We start from the raw sequence: 19,875 nt of genomic DNA, 5'->3' as shown, positions 1-19,875 counted from the left end.
CTAAAGTATCTTTTCAAATTTACTTTATGGGATCCTGTTATGTGTTTTGCTAAATTAATGGTTTTTAATAAATAATTTTGAGCAGCGGTCTGAATTCGTTGTCGCCAATCATAAAAAGAGATAAAAAGATTTTTATTTCTTTCGTATCCCATGTTTTCTAACATCATGATGAAAGGCTCATATACAAACGCAGAGATTCCGAAATTCCAATCACCTGTGCTGGGAATAATTATATTGCTCATAGAGCCAAATAGTCCTGGGACAAAAACAATAGGTTTTTTTCTTGTATTGTTTTTCATAGCGTCCTCCTTTTTATTGAGCATTAAAATTAGATTTTGTTGAACACTATATAATGAAAGTGAGTCTAAGCTAAAGGGGACTGACATGGCAAAAAAGATATTACGTATTATTTCTATTATCATTAGTGCAGTGATTTTTCTAGTTGTTTGGATGCATATTGATGTAACGCTAGGAAGGAAAGTGGAAGCTGATAAAAACCAACGGAAAGAGTATGCTCCTCGTTATAGTGATTTTCAATTATATGTAGAGGGAAAAACGCTATATCATCAGCTTTTTTCCGATATAAAAGAAGCGAAAGATTCTATCTTCACGTATTTCTATATCATTTCGAATGATAAAAGTAGCCATACTTTCTTAAATTTGTTAAAGGAAAAAGCAAAAGAAGGGGTACAAGTATACTTATCGGTTGATTGGATTAATGATTTATCTTTTGAAAGAAAATATAAAAATGAATTGCAGGCAAGTGGCGTCCATTTTACATACAGCAGGAAACCGGAGTTCCCATTCTTTTTTTATTCGCTCCATCATCGTAATCATCGCCGTATTACAACGATAGATGGGAAAATAGGGTATAGTGGTGGTTTTAATATAGGTAATGAATACTTAGGGAAAGATAAGCGCTTTGGATATTGGCGAGATTATCATGTGCGATTGCAGGGAGAAGGGGTAACGGATTTAGAGGAGCAGTTTGCGTTAGATTGGAAACGGGATACTTCAGAAGAAATTGCAAGAACAGCTCAATCTACTATTAAAGGAAAGACGTTACACACTATGTCTAGTTATAATGGACATAAAGTTGTTACGAAGTATATGGAATTAATAAAAGAAGCAAAGCGTTCTATCGTGATTGCCACGCCCTATTTTATACCGACAGATAAAGAACTTATGAATGCTTTAATTCAGGCACGAAAGCGGGGAGTATCGGTGAAAATACTTTGGTCTTACAAACCGGACGTTCCGCTTATTAAAGAAGCAGCCTACCCATATATTCGTCAGTCAATTGAAAATGGAATTACTGTATATGGATATAAAAAGGGGATGTTTCATGGGAAAGCAATGATACTCGACAACGAAATAACTGTGATTGGTACAACAAATTTCACTTCGCGTAGTTTTCATATTAATGATGAGATGGATTTTTATGTATATGGTGGCCCGATGATTCAACAAATAAATCAAGCGTTAACACAAGATTTTCAAGATTCAAAGGAGATAACTTCATCATTCTTTGCAAATTTATCATTTTTAGAGAAGTGTAAAGAAAAAATAGCATGGTTGGTTAATTATTATTTATAGGAATCATATAAATGAAAATTAAAATGCTTAGAGTTTATTCTCTGAGCATTTTAATTTTCATTGTAGTGTTTTCAATCCAAGTTTTCAAAAATTAAATGATCTATAAGTCTTTTTTTAAATAGTAATGTTTATAGTCTCTGCCGACATTATCAAGGACACCAAATTCTTGATAACCGTGCTTTTTATAAAAGTCTAATGCTTGAAAGCTTAAAGTATCCACTTTTATGAAATCACAATTCTTTTCTAAAGCTATTTGTTCGATTTCTAATAAAAGTTTAGTCCCATAACCTAGTTTGCGTATGTCTTCATCAATTATAAAAGTATGAATCTCTAACCAATTCCAGCAAATTTCACCTAATATTCCTCCGCGAACCTTGCTGTTTTCATCCTTAAGAAATAAATTAATCTCTTGGTATCTACCTCTTAAATCCACTGGGAAATACTTTAAATTATATTCATAAAGCCGATTGTTAACGTTGTTTTTATCAGTTCCATTTAATTCTTTCGTAATATGTAAATTCATTAATTTCTCCTCCTGCAATTTTTGTGAAATGATTTAGAATATAAAATGAATTACTTTTTCTTGAATACGTATCTTCATCATCTCAATATACTTATTTTAACATAAATATCCTAATATTCTGGTTATTGTTTTTTAAAACATCTATTGTGAATGTGTTGAAAGTAATACCATTCAGAGTGTTATTTTAATTGTTCAAACCATATAACAATTAAAAAGCGAGAATAAATTGTATGAAATTTCATACTCGAAACGTATTTTTTCATCAAAATATCTTTTGAAGGATAAACAAAGATGGTTGAGGAGGATGGAATTGAATCGTCAAACTATTATTCGTGAGATTGTAGAGCGTATATTCATGGTTAAATTAGATCATCCCTTAAGAGTCGGTGTTAGTGGTATAACAGCTTCTGGGAAAACAACATTTGCAAATGAGTTACAGAAAGAAATTCATTTGCAGGGAGGAAAAGCTGTTCGAACAAGTATAGATAATTTCCATAATCCAAGAATAGTTAGATATTCACAAGGTAAGGAATCGGCTAAAGGATATTATGAAGATGCTCATGATTATAAGGCATTTGCTGAGCGGTTATTGATTCCGTTAGGGCCTGGTGGTGATATGCGATATGATATGAGATCACATGATTTAGAAACGGATATGTATATTGAACCAGATCCCATACTTGCTTCAAATGACATGGTATTTATAATTGATGGTACTTTTTTATTAAAAAAAGAGTTGCAACATTTATTTGATTATAAAATATTCGTAGTAACGGATTTTGAAATTGCGAGAGAACGTGGTTCGAGTCGAGAAGCAAAAAACTTTTGGAATAAAGAAAAGGCAGAGAGAATGTTTTTACAAAGGTATCACGCTGCTTGTCATATGTATATAGAAGAGCATGGACCGAAGGAATGTGCAGAGGTAGTTTTAATTAATAATGATATTGAAGCACCGAAGGTTTTATTTAAGAGTTTGTGATTGTAACAGTGATACTGATAACAGTTATTGGAAGGGCGTTTCATGAATTGTGTATAATTGGGGCACAGTTTTTTTATATTGTTATGATACTACTTTTTTAGAAAGAGTAAGGTGCGGAAAATACCGCACCTATTTTTAAAGTCAAAGTTGCAGTTTTTTTACTCTAGAAAAAGTCACTTTTCTTCTACGAGTTCCGTTAACTCATGATTAATTAATGTGCCAATATGCTCACCTAAGCATATTTTTTTCATAACTCCAGGTTCATCAAAATTAAAGATATGAGCTGGTAAATGGTAGTCGCGAGCAAGTAATAAGGCTGATTGATCCATCACTTTTATATTGTTTCGAACGACATCATTATAATTTAAATGACGATACATTTTTGCTGATTTATTTCGTTTTGGGTCACTTGTAAAAACACCGTCTACACCTTGTTTTGCAACTAAAATGGCATCGCTATTCATTTCGATTGCTCGCTGGACACTCGGGTAATCTGTCGTAACGAACGGTTGCCCATTCCCGCCGCCAAAGATAACGATATACCCTTTATCTAAATGATGAACAGCCCGTAAACGGATGTAGGGTTCTGCCACGGCTGTAAAGGGGATAGATGTCATAACGCGTACTTCTTTATCTGTCTTACTTGTTAATACACCGCGCAGCATGAGACTATTAATAATTGTACCTAATGTCCCTATATTGTCTGCTTCAACGCGATCAATCCCCCATTCTTCAGCTAAGTTTCCTCTGAAAATGTTTCCTCCACCAACGACAAGAGAAACTTCAATACCTAAATCGACGATTGATAAAATCTCCGTTGCGATATGTTCTAAACGTTTGGAACCGAAACTATTTCCATCTTGATCAGCTAAAGCACCACCACTTAATTTAATTAGAACACGTTTGTATGGTTTCATGGATTTTCCCTCCTATACATATGGCAATAAAAAAGGAGCAGAGGCGAATGCCTTTGCTCCTTTACGAGAAAATGAAATAGAAAAAGGAAGAGCTATAATGAGATCTTTTGTATGATTCTTCATAATATCAACTCCTTTTCATCTCATTTACGTTCAAATAAACTTACTTTTTAGATTATATAAAATACTTTGGTGTTTTATCAATGTTATTTTCATTTTTTTATCTTCAAAGGGTGTCAATGAATATTTAAAGAAAAAAATTCGAATTTTTTGTGACGAATCTGTAGTTTTTTGTCTGATTTTGTAGGTTCGCCTATATTATGTGAGTAAGCTTTTGTAAATACAAATTGAAAGCGTTCGCATGAAGGGATGAAAATATATGAAAAAATTCGGATTAGCAACACAGATTTTTGTTGCACTTGTCTTAGGGATTGTAGTAGGGGCAATCTTTTATGGCAATAAAACAGCAATTTCTTATATCACACCAATTGGGGATATATTTATCCATTTAATTAAAATGATTGTAGTACCGATCGTTATTTCAGCGCTGATTGTTGCAGTAGCTGGTGTAGGGGATATGAAAAAGCTCGGAAAATTAGGCGGTAAGACGATTCTCTATTTTGAAATTATCACAACAATCGCGATCTTAATGGGATTAATCGCAGCAAACGTGTTCCATCCAGGAACGGGTGTTGATATGAATAACTTACAGCAAAGTGATATTTCATCATATAAACAGACGGCTGATGCAACAGAGAAAAAAGGTTTTGCAGAAACGATTGTTCACATCGTACCAAAGAACGTATTTGAATCAATTGCACAAGGAGACTTATTACCGATTATTTTCTTCTCTGTGTTATTTGGTTTAGGAGTTGCAGCAATTGGGGAAAAAGGAAAACCGGTGTTTAATTTCTTTGAAGGTGTGCTCGAAGCGATGTTTTGGGTTACAAATCAGGTTATGAAGTTTGCGCCATTTGGTGTATTTGCACTGATTGCTGTTACGGTTGCAAAATTTGGTGTGGCAACACTACTTCCTTTAGGAAAATTAGTGCTAGCTGTGTATGTAACTGTTATACTATTTGTTATTGTTGTATTAGGTATTAATGCACGAATGGTAGGGATAAACATTTTTACATTAATGAAAGTTTTAAAAGAAGAACTTATTCTTTCGTTTACAACAGCAAGTTCAGAAGCTGTTTTACCTAATATAATGAGAAAAATGGAAGAGTTCGGTTGTCCGAAGGCAGTTGCTTCTTTCGTTATTCCAACAGGGTATACATTTAATTTAACTGGTTCGGCTATTTACCAAGCATTAGCAGCATTGTTCGTCGCTCAAATGTATGGAGTGCACATGCCATTAACGCAGCAGATTACATTGTTATTTGTTCTCATGCTGACGTCAAAAGGAATGGCAGGAGTTCCAGGTGCTTCATTTGTTGTTGTATTAGCAACATTAGGTTCAATGGGATTACCGTTAGAAGGTATCGCGTTAATTGCTGGTATCGACCGCATTTTAGATATGATTCGCTCATCTGTCAATGTATTAGGGAATGCATTAGCGGCCATCGTGATGTCGAAGTGGGAAGGCGAATTTGATCATGAGAAAGCGAAACAATATGTAGAAACAGTCAAACAAACAGAAGCAGCATAAGAAATAGATGAGGAGTGAGTAATAATGGCAACATTAACTGAAACTACAAAAAATGTACGAATTGAAAAAGATTTTTTAGGTGAAAAAGAAGTGCCAACGCATGCTTATTATGGAGTTCAAACGATGCGTGCTGTAGAAAACTTTCCAATTACAGGGTATAAAATCCATGAAGGTTTAATTAAAGCTTTGGCAATTGTAAAAAAAGCAGCCGCACTGGCGAACACTGATGTAGGAAGATTGGAACTGAAAAAAGGTGGCGCAATTGCTGAAGCAGCACAAGAGATTCTTGAAGGGAAATGGCATGATCATTTTATCGTGGATCCGATTCAAGGCGGAGCAGGAACTTCTATGAATATGAATGCGAATGAAGTCATTGCCAATCGTGCCCTTGAATTATTAGAAATGGAAAAGGGAGACTATCATTATATTAGTCCAAATAGCCACGTGAATATGGCACAATCAACAAATGATGCATTCCCAACAGCAATTCATATTGCGACATTAAATGCACTAGAAGTGTTACTACAAACAATGGGCTATATGCATGATGTATTCGAATTAAAAGCAGAGCAATTTGACCATGTGATTAAAATGGGGCGCACACATTTACAAGATGCTGTACCAATTCGTCTTGGACAAGAATTTAAAGCATATGCTCGTGTAATTGGACGTGATATGAAACGAATTCAGCAATCCCGTCAACATTTATATGAAGTAAATATGGGAGCAACAGCAGTTGGTACAGGATTAAATGCGGATCCTGAGTATATTGAAGCGGTGGTAAAACATTTAGCTTCAATTAGTGAACTACCTCTTGTTGGAGCGGAAGATTTAGTAGATGCAACGCAAAATACAGATGCATATACGGAAGTATCAGCTGCACTGAAAGTATGTATGATGAACATGTCCAAAATCGCGAATGATTTACGCTTAATGGCATCTGGTCCACGTGTTGGACTTGCAGAAATTATGCTTCCAGCTCGTCAACCAGGTTCATCTATTATGCCAGGGAAAGTAAACCCTGTTATGCCAGAAGTGATTAATCAAATCGCGTTCCAAGTAATCGGTAATGATCATACGATTTGTCTTGCGTCAGAGGCGGGTCAATTAGAGCTAAACGTTATGGAGCCAGTACTTGTTTTCAACTTACTTCAATCGATTAGTATTATGAATAACGGTTTCCGTGCCTTTACAGATAATTGTCTAAAAGGAATTGAAGCAAATGAAGGACACTTGAAAGAATATGTTGAGAAAAGTGTAGGAATTATTACGGCAGTGAATCCACATATTGGTTATGAAGCAGCGGCTCGCGTTGCTAAAGAAGCAATTGCGACAGGGCAATCTGTTAGGGAGCTTTGCTTAAAAAATGGTGTGCTGTCACAAGAAGAGTTAGATTTAATTTTAGATCCATATGAAATGACACATCCGGGGATTGCGGGAGCAACTCTTTTAAAGAAAAATTAAAAGAGGAGGGGACATTCCCCTCTTTTTTGTTTACAATATAGAAATGGCATATATAAATAAAGGTAGGGATGGTATGAGTAAATTTACAGTTACCTCTAATGGTGTATTAGAAACGACATTAAGAGGAGTAGAAGTATTAGCTACACCACTTTTAAATAAAGGGGTTGCTTTTACAGAAGAAGAAAGAGAAGAACTAGGGCTAAAAGGGTTATTACCACCTGCGGTATTAACATTGGATGAACAAGCACGCCGTGCGTATGAACAGTTTTGTTCACAGCCAGACGATTTATTAAAAAACGTATATTTAACAGCACTCCATGATCGTAATGAAGTGTTATTTTATCGTTTACTTACAGATCATTTACGTGAGATGCTTCCAATTGTGTACACGCCAACTGTTGGTGTAGCCATTCAAAGATATAGTCATGAGTATCGTAAACCACGTGGAGTGTATTTATCCATAAATGATCCTTCTGGCATAGAAGAAGCGTTTTCTAACATTGGTGCAACAGCTGAAAATATTGATTTAGTTGTTGTAACAGATGGTGAAGGAATATTAGGAATTGGTGACTGGGGTGTTGGTGGTATTAATATTGCTATTGGGAAGTTAGCAGTTTATACAGCAGCAGTTGGAATCGATCCTAGTCGTGTATTACCTGTTATTTTAGATGTTGGTACGAACCGTGAGGATCTTTTAAGTAATCCGTTTTATATTGGAAACCGTCATCCTCGTATAACTGGCGAGGCCTATGATACATTTATCGATACATTTGTAAAAGCTGTATGTAACAAGTTTCCAAAAGCATTGTTGCACTGGGAAGACTTTAGCTCACGCAATGCACGTAAAATTTTAGACAAATATCGTGATCATGTATGTACATTTAATGATGATATTCAAGGAACTGGTGCAGTTTCACTTGCAGCTGTATTATCAGCAGTGAAAATTTCAGGTGTCCCACTTTGTGAACACCGAGTTGTTGTCTTTGGAGCTGGTACAGCTGGAATTGGAATCGCTGATCAAGTGCGAGATGCGATGGTTCGTGCTGGGCTATCAGAGAAAGAAGCAAACGAGCGCTTCTGGTGTATTGACCGTAATGGTTTACTTACAGATAATATGGAAGGTCTTCTTGATTTCCAACTCCCATATACACGTATGGAATCTGAAGTGAACGAATGGAAGCAAAGTGAAACGGTTGGGCTTGCAGAAGTTGTGAAACATGTACAACCAACAATTTTAATTGGTACATCAACAGTAGCTGGTGCATTTACAGAAGAAATTGTAAAAGAAATGGCTTCTCATGTAGAACGACCAATTATTTTACCAATGTCGAATCCAACACCGCTTGCAGAAGCAAAACCGGTAGATTTAATACATTGGACAGAAGGACGGGCACTTGTGGCAACTGGAAGCCCATTTGAGCCAGTTACATATGATGGTGTTACGTATGTAATCGGACAATCAAATAATGCGCTTATCTTCCCAGGGCTTGGTCTTGGAACAATTGTTGTTCGTGCGAGTGTAATGACAGATGGTATGTTTGCAGCAGCAGCAGAAGCAGTGGCAAGCATGGTAGATACAAGTCAACCAGGAGCACCTATTCTTCCGGAGGTAGAAGAACTACGTAACATCTCAGAGATAGTAGCAATTGAAGTAGCTAAAGCAGCAGTTGCTGAAGGGGTTACTCGTGAGGAATTCAGTGATAACGATATCAGAAAAGCTGTTAAAGAGGCAATGTGGCAACCTGAATATCGCCAAGTAAAAGCAGCTAAACAGGTAACAATATAGAAATAAAGCCCGTTTATATTATAAGCGGGCTTTCCTTGTTCAATTTTTGAAAAATATATTTCATAAATAGGAAGTGGCATCTTTGAATTGGAATCAATTGTGGAAGAAAGATATGTCCCTTTTAATTATTTTGATATTAATTGTTCCAATTGCCGGAGAATTAAATTTTCATCCGTTTAATGATACCTTTCGTGTAAGTTTTGGGACGCCAATCTTTTTCTTTTTATTGTTATTTTTACGTAAAATACCAGCGGCAGTAGCCGGTGTATTCGTCGGGTTATCGGTGGTAGGAGTTCGGATTTGTCTTGATTGGATGCTACAAGGGTCTTTTCATATAACTGATTCTTTTTATTTGCGTTATCCAGTGTTCTTTTATTATTTTGTGTATGGAAGTCTTTTTTCATTATGTAGAGTGAATAAATTTCATCAGAAACCATTTATAATAGGGTGCCTTGGGATTACAATTGAGATTATAGCAAGTATGTCAGAACTTACTTTTTATCATGTTTTAGTGCTTGGTACAACAATTACGATTTCTGAAATAAATAAATTGATTATTATCGCTGTTTTTCGAAGCTTCTTTGCCCTTGGTTTCTTAAATATGATGAGTCTATATGAAACGAAATTAAAGGAAGCACAAGTCCGGAAAGAAAATGAAAAAATGTTAATGCATCTTTCTAACTTATATGTGGAATCTGTTCATTTAAAAAAGACACTTCAAAATGCAGAATTAATTACACAAGAAGCATATCAATTATATCGAAATTTACAAGCTAGTAATGATGCAGGTGGCATAGAAATACATAGTAAAAAAGTATTAAAAATTGCTGGGGAAGTACACGAAATAAAAAAAGACAATCAAAGAATTTTTGCGGGGTTATCAAAGCTTTTATTAGATAAAAATCTTTCTGAATACATAGAAGGTCATGAGTTGACAGAAATGATTGTCAGGATAAATGAGAAGTACGCCCAGCTATTAGGGAAAGAGATAACATTTTCTAAAAACATAGAAGGTGAGCATGAGGAATATCATGTTTATACTGTATTGTCGATATTAAATAATTTAGTGGCAAATGCTGTTGAAGCAATTGAGAACACTGGTACAATTATAATAAAGACATATAAACAAGAAAGAAATATAATGTTTGAAGTAATAGATGATGGTCCCGGTATTTCACCAAAATATAAAAAACTCGTATTTAAACCAGGTTTTACGTCGAAGTATGATCAAACAGGTACACCATCTACAGGAATTGGTCTTTCTTATATAAAAGAGATGGTTACAGAACTTGGGGGAGAAGTGAATCTGCAATGCAGGGAGAGCGGCAGAGGATGCAAGTTTATTGTCCGTTTACCAGAGTCTAGTTTAACGCGAGAGGGGGAATAGAGTGTTTTATTATATCGTAGATGATGATGAAGTATTCCGCTCTATGCTATCACAAATTATTGAAGATGGTGATCTTGGAGAAGTAGTGGGAGAAGCGGAAGATGGTGCTTTTGTTGAAGTAGATCAGTTGAATTTTAAAAAGGTAGATATTTTATTTATTGATTTATTAATGCCAATTCGCGATGGCATTGAAACAGTACGTCATATTGCACCGTCGTTTACAGGAAAAATAATTATGATTTCTCAAGTTGAGTCGAAACAATTAATTGGAGAAGCGTATTCTCTAGGTGTTGAATATTATATTACGAAACCATTGAATAAAATTGAGGTTGTATCTGTTGTGCGAAAAGTGATGGATCGTATTCGTCTGGAGCGATCTATACAAGATATTCAAAAATCACTGAATAACGTCTTTCAATGGGAACAACCGCAGGTGCGAAATGAACCGTTGCTAGAAGAGAAGAAGATAATGGACTCAGGTCGCTATTTATTATCAGAACTTGGTATTGCTGGAGAGAATGGAAGTAAAGATTTACTTAGTATGTTGGAATATTTATTGGGACAAGAAAAGGAAAAAACATTTGAATATGGTTTTCCAGCATTGAAAGATATTTTTCACTATATTACGGTCAAAAAATTAGGTGGTGCAGCCTCAGAAACGGAAATTGATAAAGAAAGAAAAGCTTCAGAACAAAGGGTGCGCCGAGCGATTTATCAGTCATTAAATCATTTGGCCTCTCTGGGTTTAACTGATTTTTCAAACCCTAAATTTGAAAGCTACGCTCCGAAATTTTTTGATTTTACCATTGTTCGTAAACGTATGACAGAAATGACGAAGGAAGAACTAGCAACTTCCGGGCATACGAGAATTAATACGAAGAAGTTTATTCAAGTGTTGTATTTTGAGGCGAAAAGGTTGATGGAGGTAGAATAGAAAAGAGGATGCTTACAAATGAGCGTCCTTTTTTCTATGATTAAAATTTCGAATATTATCCATTTAATAGTAATAAAAGGGTGTAATTGAATATAAATTTATTTTGGTGTTTCTGTCTATTTAACAACACCTGGTGCGAAGTTAATTATTTGGATATTTGTCTTTTTTACGCTACTATATCTTGGATATGAAAGTATAAAAGATGCTTCTAAGCAGGTGGAGAGTAAAGGGAATGGAGAAAGAGAACACCCAATGAAATCATTTGCTTCAGGATTTTTAATTGCAATTTCTAATCCACTTAATATTATATTTTAGATTGGCATTTACGGAGCTGTCTTAACAAGTGCGATTGGTGCAGTAGGCAAAGAACAAGCGTTATTGTACAGCATTACAATATTTGTTGGGATTATGATTTGGGATTTATTTATGGCGACTTCTATTCATTTTGGAAGAAGACTTTTAGATAATCGTATGATGAAATGGATTTCTATTTTTGCGGGAATTGTTTTAGTTGGGTTTGGATATGAAGCAATTAAAGGGGTTGGGGATCTCATATAAGAGAAGGATAGCCAAGGAAGAAAATAATTATGCCTTAGCTATCCTTTTAAAAATATAATTAGAGTATGTCTTTTTTGGAATGGCAAAAGCCACCTTTTCTATTATTTATTTTATCATTCGTATCTTCCACTTTTCCAGGTGAATGCACTTTTTGTATCTTAGAGTGATCCACATATTCATCTGAAAACTCCATAGCATATTTATCACGATGATGTATGTTAGATGACGGACGTAAATCTTCATCTTCATGTAAAACCATTCTTTTCATGTAAATATGAAAAAATATTTATTCGGCTATAAATCAGAATAATCTTTAGTTAGATGGGTTAATCATAAAAAAGAATTCCATATTTCTTCGAATATATTTGAATGTTTTCCCAAAGGGGGATTAACTTTGAGCACAGTAGAAAATGCACTATCCATTTTTGCTTTAGGTGGAGTAAATGAAATAGGGAAAAATATGTATGCCATACAATATTCAAATGATATTGTGGTAATTGATTGCGGTTCTAAGTTTCCAGATGAAAGTTTATTAGGAATTGATCTGATTATCCCGGATACTACATACTTGCAAGAAAATAAGGATAAAATTCGCGGTTTAGTTGTTACACATGGACACGAAGATCATATTGGCGGTATCCCGTATCTATTAAAACAATTGAATGTACCAATTTATGCAACAAAATTAACAATCGGTTTAATTGGAATTAAATTAAAAGAACATGGGCTTCAAAATTTAACGCAATTATTTGTTATTGATTCTGAATCGGTTATTGAATTTGGTTCAATAAGCTTGACGTTTTTTAAAACGAATCACAGTATTCCTGACTGCCTTGGTATTGCTTTTTATACACCAGAAGGTACTGTAGTACATACAGGCGACTTCAAATTTGATTTGACTCCTGTAAATAATCAATACCCAGATATTCATAAAATGGCTAAAATCGGAAGTGATGGCGTTTTAGCTCTGCTCTCTGAAAGTACGAATGCAGAACGCCCTGGATTTACTCCATCAGAACGATCTGTAGGTGAGCGCATTGAAGAAGCGTTCATCAAAGCTCGTAGAAAAGTCATTGTTTCTACATTTGCTTCTAATGTTAATCGCGTACAGCAAGTGGTAGATGCGGCTATAAAAACGAATAGAAAGCTTGCTTTGCTTGGGAGGAGTATGGTTAATGTAGTGTCTGTTGCTTTAGAACAAGGTTATTTGAATATTCCTGAGGGAATGTTAATAGAAGCAAATGAGATCAATCAAATGGACCCAGAAAGGGTAGCTATTCTTTGTACTGGAAGTCAAGGTGAACCTATGGCTGCTTTATCCCGTTTAGCCAGTGGAAACTATCGACAGGTAGATATCCTATCTGAAGATACTGTCATTTTAGCCGCAACTCCTATCCCAGGAAATGAACGTAATGTTTCACGTATTATAGATAATTTATTTTTATTGGGAGCCAATGTTATTTATGGATCGGGCAGTTCAACGGGAATGCATGTTTCTGGACATGCCTATCAAGAAGAATTAAAATTAATGCTTACTTTAATGAAACCTAAATATTTCATTCCTATTCATGGTGAATTTAGAATGTTACATCATCATAGTCTATTAGCAGAGTCCGTTGGTGTTAAGAAAGAGAATATTTATGTTATTAGTAATGGTGATGTTGTTGATATAAAGAATCAAGTCGCTTGGAAATCCAGACGAATACCTGCAGGAAATATATACGTAGATGGATTGGGTATTGGAGATGTTGGAAACGCAATCTTACGCGATCGTAAACAGCTTTCTGAAGATGGTATGCTTGTTATAGTTATCACACTTAGTAAAACAGAAGGGAAAATTATTTCTGGTCCGGATATGATTTCTCGTGGATTTGTATATGTTCGTGATTCGGAAGACTTTTTGCAGAGGATTAACCAATTGGTTGTAACAACCATTAACAATTTACAAAAAGAAAATGTTAGTCAATGGAATGTTCTTAAGAAAGAAATAAAAGATGTACTTGGACAGTTTGTATACTCACATACAAAAAGAAAACCAATGATTCTTCCTATAATAATTGAAGTTTAAACGGACTGTTTTAAGTAATTGCTGTTTGATATTACTGTGTATACATGTAAAATGTTGTATAAGAGTAGATAAAAAACATTAGAAATGTTTGTATTCTAATGTTTTTTTTATATAACGTTAAGAAAGATAAATTTTTTATTTTTAGGGAAGGGTCAAAATAATGAGCTTTACATTAAATAAAACAATAATTAAACGATTATGTGGAGAAACCTCATATAAAAAGGGTGAGGCCTATTATAAGACAGACAAGGTTGATATTACTAATTACGATACTCAGAGAAATATTTGCGAGGCAACAGTAAAGGGGAACGGAGATTTCTATGTCAAGATAGAAACCGCTCATAATGGTGATATTGTTGGGGAATGCAGTTGTCCTTCACTTGCTTCTTTTCATACATATTGTCAACATATTGCAGCTGTATTACTATATATAAATAATTTTCAACGAAGTGGACAATCGTTAGAAGTTAATTCAAAAAAAGATCCCATGAACTCTAAAGATGCTCAACTAGCGAGTGGTATGTTGGATTTATTTGATGAAAAGCCACTGCGACCTAAAAGTAAGCAGCACCGATTTGATACACGAAAAATACTTGATGTGGAATTCTTTTGTATTCCAGTATCTTCTAAAAACGGGGGGACGCTGTTTGGTATTCAGGTAAAGTTAGAGAAGTTATACACTGTATATAAGCTTAGAGAGTTTCTTAATAGAGTGGAACAAAGAGAGCCTTTCATATGTTCAAATAATTTTACTTACACGTCAGATGCTTATAGTTTTCAGCCGGAAACGGATGCTGTTATTCAACAACTGATTCAAATTTACCGAAATGAAAAAATGTATGTAGAATCGTTGCAAATAAACGCTAAACAAGATGAAAGTATGATTTTAATTCCACCTGCGTCCTGGGATTATATGCTTTCACTGCTTTCCGCTACTTCATTTGTAACGGTTGAGCATGATGGAAAATCATTTCATGGTGTACATGTCTCAAAAGGATTATTACCTATAAATTTTGAGTTCAATAAAGGTGTAAATGGGGGATATATACTTGAGATTAGTGGGTTACAACAAGTTCAAGTAATGGATACATATAGTTATGCTCTTTTTGGAGGGAAGCTATATCGTTTAAACGTGGAGGATTGTAATCGGCTTATTGAATTAAAGAGAATGATGAATCGTTCTAGAAGTAATCAATTTCATATTTCAATTGAGAAAATGGAACATTTCGTAGCGAAAGTAGTACCAGGTTTAATGAAGCTTGGTAACGTTCGGATTGATGAGGTTGTATCGGAACGCATTGAAAAAACACTTCTCAAAGCCAAATTGTTTTTAGATCGAGTCAAGGATCGGTTACTGGCAGGACTAGAATTCCAATATGGAAATGTTGTTATCAATCCGTTAGAAGAGGATGGACAACCTTCAGTTTTCAATCGGGAGGAGAAAAAAGAACAAGAAATTTTAGAAATTATGAATGAGAGTGCCTTCGCGAAAACAGAAGGCGGTTATTTTATGCATAATGAGGAAGCGGAATATAATTTTTTATATCACGTTGTTCCGAAATTGAAAGGTTTACTGGAGATTTATGCGACTACAGCTATTAAGTTGCGCATTCATAGAGGAAACAGTGCACCTCTCATAAGGGTAAGGCGGAAAGAGCGAATGGATTGGTTATCATTCAGTTTTGATATAAAAGGAATTCCGGAAGCTGAGATTAAAGGTGTATTAGCAGCACTTGAGGAGAAACGTAAATATTATCGATTAGCGAACGGTTCCTTGCTATCCCTAGAGAGCGAGGAGTTTAATGAGATTAACCAGTTTATAAAGGAATCGGGTATTCGCAAAGAAATTCTAAAAGGAGAAGAAGTGAATGTACCGCTCGTGCGCAGTGTAAAATGGATGAGTTCACTTCAAGAAGGAAATGTTTTGAGTGTAGATCAATCTGTTCAAGAGTTGGTAGAAAACATTCAAAGCCCTAAAAATCTAAAGTTTACTGTACCAGATAGCTTAGCTACAGTCCTTAGGGAATATCAAAAATATGGATTTGAATGGATGAAGACACTCGCATATTATCGTTTTGGTGGCATATTAGCAGATGATATGGGACTTGGTAAAACGCTGCAAAGCATTACTTTTATCGCTTCTATTTTGCCTGAAATTCGAGAGAAGAAGCTACCTGTATTAGTCGTATCGCCGTCTTCTTTAGTTTATAACTGGCTAAGTGAATTAAAGAAATTTGCTCCAGATATTCGAGCTATTATTGTGGATGGAAATCAAACAGAACGCCGAAATATTTTAAAAGATGCTACAAAGTTTGACGTTATTATTACGTCGTATCCTTTGTTACGAAGAGATGTAAAGTTATATGCACAGCCATTCCATACGTTATTTCTTGATGAAGCACAAGCATTTAAAAATCATACGACGCAAACTGCAAAAGCAGTGAAAGCGATTCAAGCAGAGTATCGTTTTGCACTGACTGGAACTCCTGTAGAGAATTCATTAGAGGAACTTTGGTCTATTTTCTATGTAGTATTCCCGGAATTGCTTCCAGGAAGAAAAGAGTTTGGAGACTTGAGGCGTGAAAACATTGCAAAACGGGTGAAGCCGTTCGTGTTACGTCGTTTAAAAGAAGAAGTCTTGCAAGAATTACCAGAGAAAATAGAGCACTTACAATCATCTGAACTACTACCAGATCAAAAAAAGCTTTATGCAGCTTATTTAGCAAAGTTGAGAGAAGAAACATTAAAGCATTTAAACAAAGATACATTGCGTAAAAACAAAATTAGAATTTTGGCTGGTTTGACGAGACTTCGGCAGATTTGTTGTCACCCAGGTTTGTTTGTCGATGACTATAGGGGGAGTTCAGCTAAATTTGAACAGCTTCTAGAAATTGTGGAGGAGTGCAGAAGTACAGGGAAGAGAATTCTTATATTTTCACAATTCACGAAGATGCTTTCCATCATTGGACGGGAGTTAAACCGTCAAGCTGTCCCGTATTTTTATTTAGATGGGAATACTCCGGCGTGTGAACGTATAGAGTTATGCAATCGGTTTAACGAAGGAGAGGGGGATTTGTTCCTTATTTCTTTAAGGGCTGGTGGTACTGGTCTCAATTTAACAGGAGCGGATACCGTTATATTGTACGATTTATGGTGGAATCCTGCAGTCGAACAGCAAGCGGCAGACCGTGCTTATCGAATGGGACAAAAGAATACTGTACAAGTGATCAAATTAGTAGCGCATGGCACGATTGAAGAAAAAATGAATGAGTTGCAAGAGAGCAAGAAGAATTTAATTGCAGAAGTGATTGAGCCAGGTCAGGAGAAGCTATCTTCGATTACGGAGGAAGAAATTAGAGAGATTCTTATGATTTAACATCGTAAATATTAGAGGATTTTAAGGAAATAAAAGCTATTCTTTCGTAAATGCCAAAGAATAGCTTTTTTCATTATGAACGTAATAATTACATTCTTTTTCGAGAAAAGTAAGTGGATCATATATTTTTGTTAACTATTTTTTGTACCTTTACTTTTATAAGGTTTCGCATTTTTCTTTTTCTTAGCGCTAGATTGCCAGCGGTTCCAGCCTTTACTTCCTGTTCCTTGACCTGTCCCCTTCTTAGCTTTAGCTTTCGTTTTACTCATATAATCACTCCGTTATTATTATAGAAAATCTACTTTGATAGTAGTCAATGTCTTTGAAATATAATCTCGATCCATGACTATGTTTGTTCCTAACAGTTGCTGATCAGAACAAACAACTGAATGCTCTAGTATATCATAAAATGGGAAGTAATTTGATGCATTATGAAATCATTATCGAAATTTGTATAGATTTATTCGAATTGTAGAATGTTATTACATATGATAAAAATTATAAAGAAAATGAAATTTATGAGAAATACAATGGATTCTGTTTTTCGGACAATTACACTACTTGTCATATACATGATGGTTACGTTGAGTAAATTATTTTTTGGATTGAAGCCACAAAAGAAGCGATAAATTTTATCCCGCTATTCGTGAACGGTAAGATTCACACCTCAAAATTCAGCAAAAGCAAAGGAGATAGGTGGGGGATGAAGCCCCCACCGCTAATTAAAGTTTTACTTTATAAAGATGTTTTATTTACAACAATCAATAAAGCCGTAAAATAAAGAATTGAAAAATATTTTCAAACTTTTTGTTGACTTTCTTGTTTTTTTGTATAGAATAATCATTAATAAAATGTTTCAGAGATGTGACAACAAAACGACTATGAAAGGACGAGTAGTAGTAGGATGTAGTCAAAGCGAGTCAGGGGTGGTGTGAGCCTGATACGAAGCCTGTTATGAAGAACCTCCTGGAGTCGCTAACCGAAATCCTTTAGAGGAAAGTAGACTTAGCCGGAAACTTCGCCGTTACAAGAAGAACAGTATCGAGATTTCTCTAATCTCCGTACTGAATAAGTGAGCAACCTCTGTTGCTAATTTGGGTGGTACCGCGGAACCAAAGCCTTTCGTCCCAGTTTTTTGGGAAAGAAGGGCTTTTTTTGTTGGCTTCTTTCCACTACATCCAAACATTTTAGGAGGAAACCAACATGTATCAATCATTAATGACAGTAAGAGAGACACAAATCGCAATTAAGGAAGTTAAAACATTTTTTGAGGATCAATTAGCAAAACGTCTTGGACTATTCCGCGTATCTGCACCATTATTCGTAACGAAAAAATCAGGTTTAAACGATCACCTAAACGGTGTAGAACGTCCAATTGAATTTGATATGCTTCACTCAGGAGAAGAATTAGAAATTGTTCATTCACTAGCGAAATGGAAACGATTTGCACTACATGAATATGGTTACGAAGCTGGTGAAGGTTTATATACAAACATGAACGCGATTCGCCGTGATGAGGAACTTGATGCAACGCATTCCATTTACGTTGACCAATGGGATTGGGAAAAAATTGTTCGAAAAGAATGGCGTACAGTGGATTACTTACAAGAAACAGTACGTACAATTTATGGAATATTCAAAGATTTAGAAGATCATTTGTTTGAAAAATATCCGTTCCTTGGGAAGTATTTACCGGAAGATATCGTATTTATCACATCTCAAGAATTAGAAGATAAATATCCAGAGTTAACGCCGAAAGATCGTGAGCACGCGATTGCGAAAGAGCATGGTGCAGTCTTTATTATCGGAATTGGCGATGCACTTCGCTCTGGTGAAAAGCATGATGGACGCGCATCTGACTATGACGATTGGAAATTAAACGGAGATATTTTATTCTGGCATCCAGTACTGCAATCTTCATTTGAATTATCATCAATGGGAATTCGCGTTGATAGTAAATCACTTGATGAACAGTTAACGAAGAAAGGCGAAGATTTCAAACGTGATTACGATTTCCATAAAGGAATTTTAGAAGACGTGCTCCCGCTTACAATTGGTGGTGGCATTGGGCAATCAAGAATGTGCATGTACTTCTTACGTAAAGCGCATATCGGTGAGGTTCAAACTTCTGTATGGCCTGATGAAATGCGTGAAGCGTGTAAGAAGGAAAACATTCACTTGTTTTAATAAAGAATGCATCGAATTATTTTTTGAACGGGGACTGTTGATTCATAAGTTTACCAAACATGATTTAAATTAGCTCTATCTTTTCATTAGTTTTGAGGTATGAAACTCTTCAAAAAACATCCGAAATATCAAGAGATATCTTTTTCTGTGGTATATAAAGCAGAAAAAAGAGACACATGATATTTTGAAGTGACCCCTGTCAAGTAGACTGTATTCAAAAAGCACAACTAAGTAACCTGAGTTCTATATTTATATGGACTCAGGTTATTTAATTTCTTTTGAAATCTTTGGTGATTATAAAAGTGTATATATTTGCGCACGGCAAATTTAACCTCATCAGCTTTACGGAAAGAGTATAAATGAAAACACTCTGACTTAAAGTGGCTGAAGAAGTTTTCTATACAAGCATTGTCCCAACAGTTTCCCTTCCGAGACATACTAGCCTTCAT

General features: G+C 35.2%; 14 protein-coding genes, 3 pseudogenes and 1 other annotated feature. Of the genes and pseudogenes, 11 read left to right on the top strand and 6 right to left on the bottom strand.

Annotated elements, in window-relative coordinates:
* Window positions 1-14 precede the first annotated feature (14 nt).
* Window positions 15-299 (bottom strand): annotated as a pseudogene (locus C568_RS0119210) (lipase/acyltransferase domain-containing protein); the annotation flags it as partial.
* 85 nt (window positions 300-384) lie between these two features.
* Between C568_RS0119210 and cls the strand changes: the two are divergent.
* Window positions 385-1,596, top strand: coding sequence for a cardiolipin synthase (cls, locus tag C568_RS0119205; protein WP_018782467.1), 1,212 nt, complete (start codon window positions 385-387; stop codon window positions 1,594-1,596).
* 100 nt (window positions 1,597-1,696) lie between these two features.
* Here the strand turns inward: cls and C568_RS0119200 are convergent, their stop codons facing one another.
* On the bottom strand, window positions 1,697-2,119 hold the full coding sequence (locus C568_RS0119200; protein ID WP_003196672.1) for a GNAT family N-acetyltransferase: 423 nt from the start codon (window positions 2,117-2,119) through the stop codon (window positions 1,697-1,699).
* A 310-nt stretch (window positions 2,120-2,429) separates the two neighbouring features.
* Between C568_RS0119200 and C568_RS0119195 the strand changes: the two genes are divergently transcribed.
* Window positions 2,430-3,098: a uridine kinase gene (locus C568_RS0119195; RefSeq protein WP_018782466.1), complete on the top strand. Its 669-nt coding sequence runs from the start codon at window positions 2,430-2,432 to the stop codon at window positions 3,096-3,098.
* 173 nt (window positions 3,099-3,271) lie between these two features.
* Here C568_RS0119195 and pyrH read toward each other — a convergent pair whose 3' ends face one another.
* Window positions 3,272-4,015, bottom strand: coding sequence for a UMP kinase (gene pyrH / locus C568_RS0119190; protein ID WP_003196676.1), 744 nt, complete (start codon window positions 4,013-4,015; stop codon window positions 3,272-3,274).
* 379 nt (window positions 4,016-4,394) lie between these two features.
* Between pyrH and C568_RS0119180 the strand changes: the two genes are divergently transcribed.
* From C568_RS0119180 to C568_RS32010, 6 genes and pseudogenes are all read left to right on the top strand, one after another.
* A complete protein-coding gene (locus tag C568_RS0119180) occupies window positions 4,395-5,666 on the top strand; it encodes a cation:dicarboxylate symporter family transporter (protein WP_003196680.1) in 1,272 nt (423 codons plus the stop codon).
* Window positions 5,667-5,690: 24 nt separating this feature from the next.
* A complete protein-coding gene (gene aspA, locus C568_RS0119175) occupies window positions 5,691-7,130 on the top strand; it encodes an aspartate ammonia-lyase (RefSeq protein ID WP_003196682.1) in 1,440 nt (479 codons plus the stop codon).
* Window positions 7,131-7,182: 52 nt separating this feature from the next.
* Complete coding sequence (gene malS / locus C568_RS0119170) at window positions 7,183-8,916, top strand: oxaloacetate-decarboxylating malate dehydrogenase (RefSeq protein ID WP_155895715.1); 1,734 nt, start codon at window positions 7,183-7,185, stop codon at window positions 8,914-8,916.
* 73 nt (window positions 8,917-8,989) lie between these two features.
* Window positions 8,990-10,303 (top strand): ATP-binding protein, encoded by a 1,314-nt coding sequence (locus tag C568_RS0119165; RefSeq protein ID WP_006094415.1) that lies wholly within the window; start codon window positions 8,990-8,992, stop codon window positions 10,301-10,303.
* Between the two features lies 1 nt (window position 10,304).
* Window positions 10,305-11,237, top strand: coding sequence for a response regulator (locus C568_RS0119160; RefSeq protein WP_003196687.1), 933 nt, complete (start codon window positions 10,305-10,307; stop codon window positions 11,235-11,237).
* 96 nt (window positions 11,238-11,333) lie between these two features.
* A pseudogene (locus C568_RS32010) lies at window positions 11,334-11,795 on the top strand (LysE family transporter); the annotation flags it as partial.
* 58 nt (window positions 11,796-11,853) lie between these two features.
* Here the strand turns inward: C568_RS32010 and C568_RS35620 are convergent.
* Window positions 11,854-12,081, bottom strand: a pseudogene (locus C568_RS35620) (hypothetical protein); the annotation flags it as partial.
* A 108-nt stretch (window positions 12,082-12,189) separates the two neighbouring features.
* Between C568_RS35620 and C568_RS0119145 the strand changes: the two are divergent.
* A complete protein-coding gene (locus tag C568_RS0119145) occupies window positions 12,190-13,863 on the top strand; it encodes a ribonuclease J (RefSeq protein WP_018782461.1) in 1,674 nt (557 codons plus the stop codon).
* A gap of 160 nt (window positions 13,864-14,023) precedes the next feature.
* Window positions 14,024-17,239 (top strand): DEAD/DEAH box helicase, encoded by a 3,216-nt coding sequence (locus tag C568_RS0119140; RefSeq protein ID WP_018782460.1) that lies wholly within the window; start codon window positions 14,024-14,026, stop codon window positions 17,237-17,239.
* Window positions 17,240-17,370: 131 nt separating this feature from the next.
* Here the strand turns inward: C568_RS0119140 and C568_RS33265 are convergent, their stop codons facing one another.
* Window positions 17,371-17,508, bottom strand: coding sequence for a DUF3934 family protein (locus tag C568_RS33265; RefSeq protein WP_003196698.1), 138 nt, complete (start codon window positions 17,506-17,508; stop codon window positions 17,371-17,373).
* A gap of 603 nt (window positions 17,509-18,111) precedes the next feature.
* Window positions 18,112-18,372, top strand: a binding site (T-box leader).
* A 70-nt stretch (window positions 18,373-18,442) separates the two neighbouring features.
* On the opposite strand from C568_RS33265, the gene asnA reads away from it, so the two are divergent.
* Entirely contained in the window at window positions 18,443-19,426 is a 984-nt protein-coding gene (asnA, locus tag C568_RS0119130) for an aspartate--ammonia ligase (RefSeq protein WP_006094420.1), read from the top strand.
* Between the two features lie 227 nt (window positions 19,427-19,653).
* Here asnA and C568_RS36515 read toward each other — a convergent pair whose 3' ends face one another.
* Complete coding sequence (locus C568_RS36515; RefSeq protein WP_081623636.1) at window positions 19,654-19,863, bottom strand: IS3 family transposase; 210 nt, start codon at window positions 19,861-19,863, stop codon at window positions 19,654-19,656.
* Window positions 19,864-19,875 lie beyond the last annotated feature (12 nt).

This window comes from Bacillus sp. 95MFCvi2.1 (assembly GCF_000374965.1).
Lineage (GTDB): Bacteria > Bacillota > Bacilli > Bacillales > Bacillaceae_G > Bacillus_A > Bacillus_A pseudomycoides.
This window is presented reverse-complemented; position numbering and strand designations above follow the sequence as displayed.

What these genes read in the sequence shown, in the direction of transcription:
- asnA (WP_006094420.1), top strand. Translation starts at nt 18,443, where the DNA reads ATGTATCAATCATTAATGACAGTAAGAGAGACACAAATCGCAATTAAG.
- aspA (WP_003196682.1), top strand. Translation starts at nt 5,691, where the DNA reads ATGGCAACATTAACTGAAACTACAAAAAATGTACGAATTGAAAAAGAT.
- C568_RS0119200 (WP_003196672.1), bottom strand. Translation starts at nt 2,119, where the DNA reads ATGAATTTACATATTACGAAAGAATTAAATGGAACTGATAAAAACAAC.
- C568_RS0119140 (WP_018782460.1), top strand. Translation starts at nt 14,024, where the DNA reads ATGAGCTTTACATTAAATAAAACAATAATTAAACGATTATGTGGAGAA.
- cls (WP_018782467.1), top strand. Translation starts at nt 385, where the DNA reads ATGGCAAAAAAGATATTACGTATTATTTCTATTATCATTAGTGCAGTG.
- C568_RS0119180 (WP_003196680.1), top strand. Translation starts at nt 4,395, where the DNA reads ATGAAAAAATTCGGATTAGCAACACAGATTTTTGTTGCACTTGTCTTA.
- C568_RS36515 (WP_081623636.1), bottom strand. Translation starts at nt 19,863, where the DNA reads ATGTCTCGGAAGGGAAACTGTTGGGACAATGCTTGTATAGAAAACTTC.
- pyrH (WP_003196676.1), bottom strand. Translation starts at nt 4,015, where the DNA reads ATGAAACCATACAAACGTGTTCTAATTAAATTAAGTGGTGGTGCTTTA.
- C568_RS33265 (WP_003196698.1), bottom strand. Translation starts at nt 17,508, where the DNA reads ATGAGTAAAACGAAAGCTAAAGCTAAGAAGGGGACAGGTCAAGGAACA.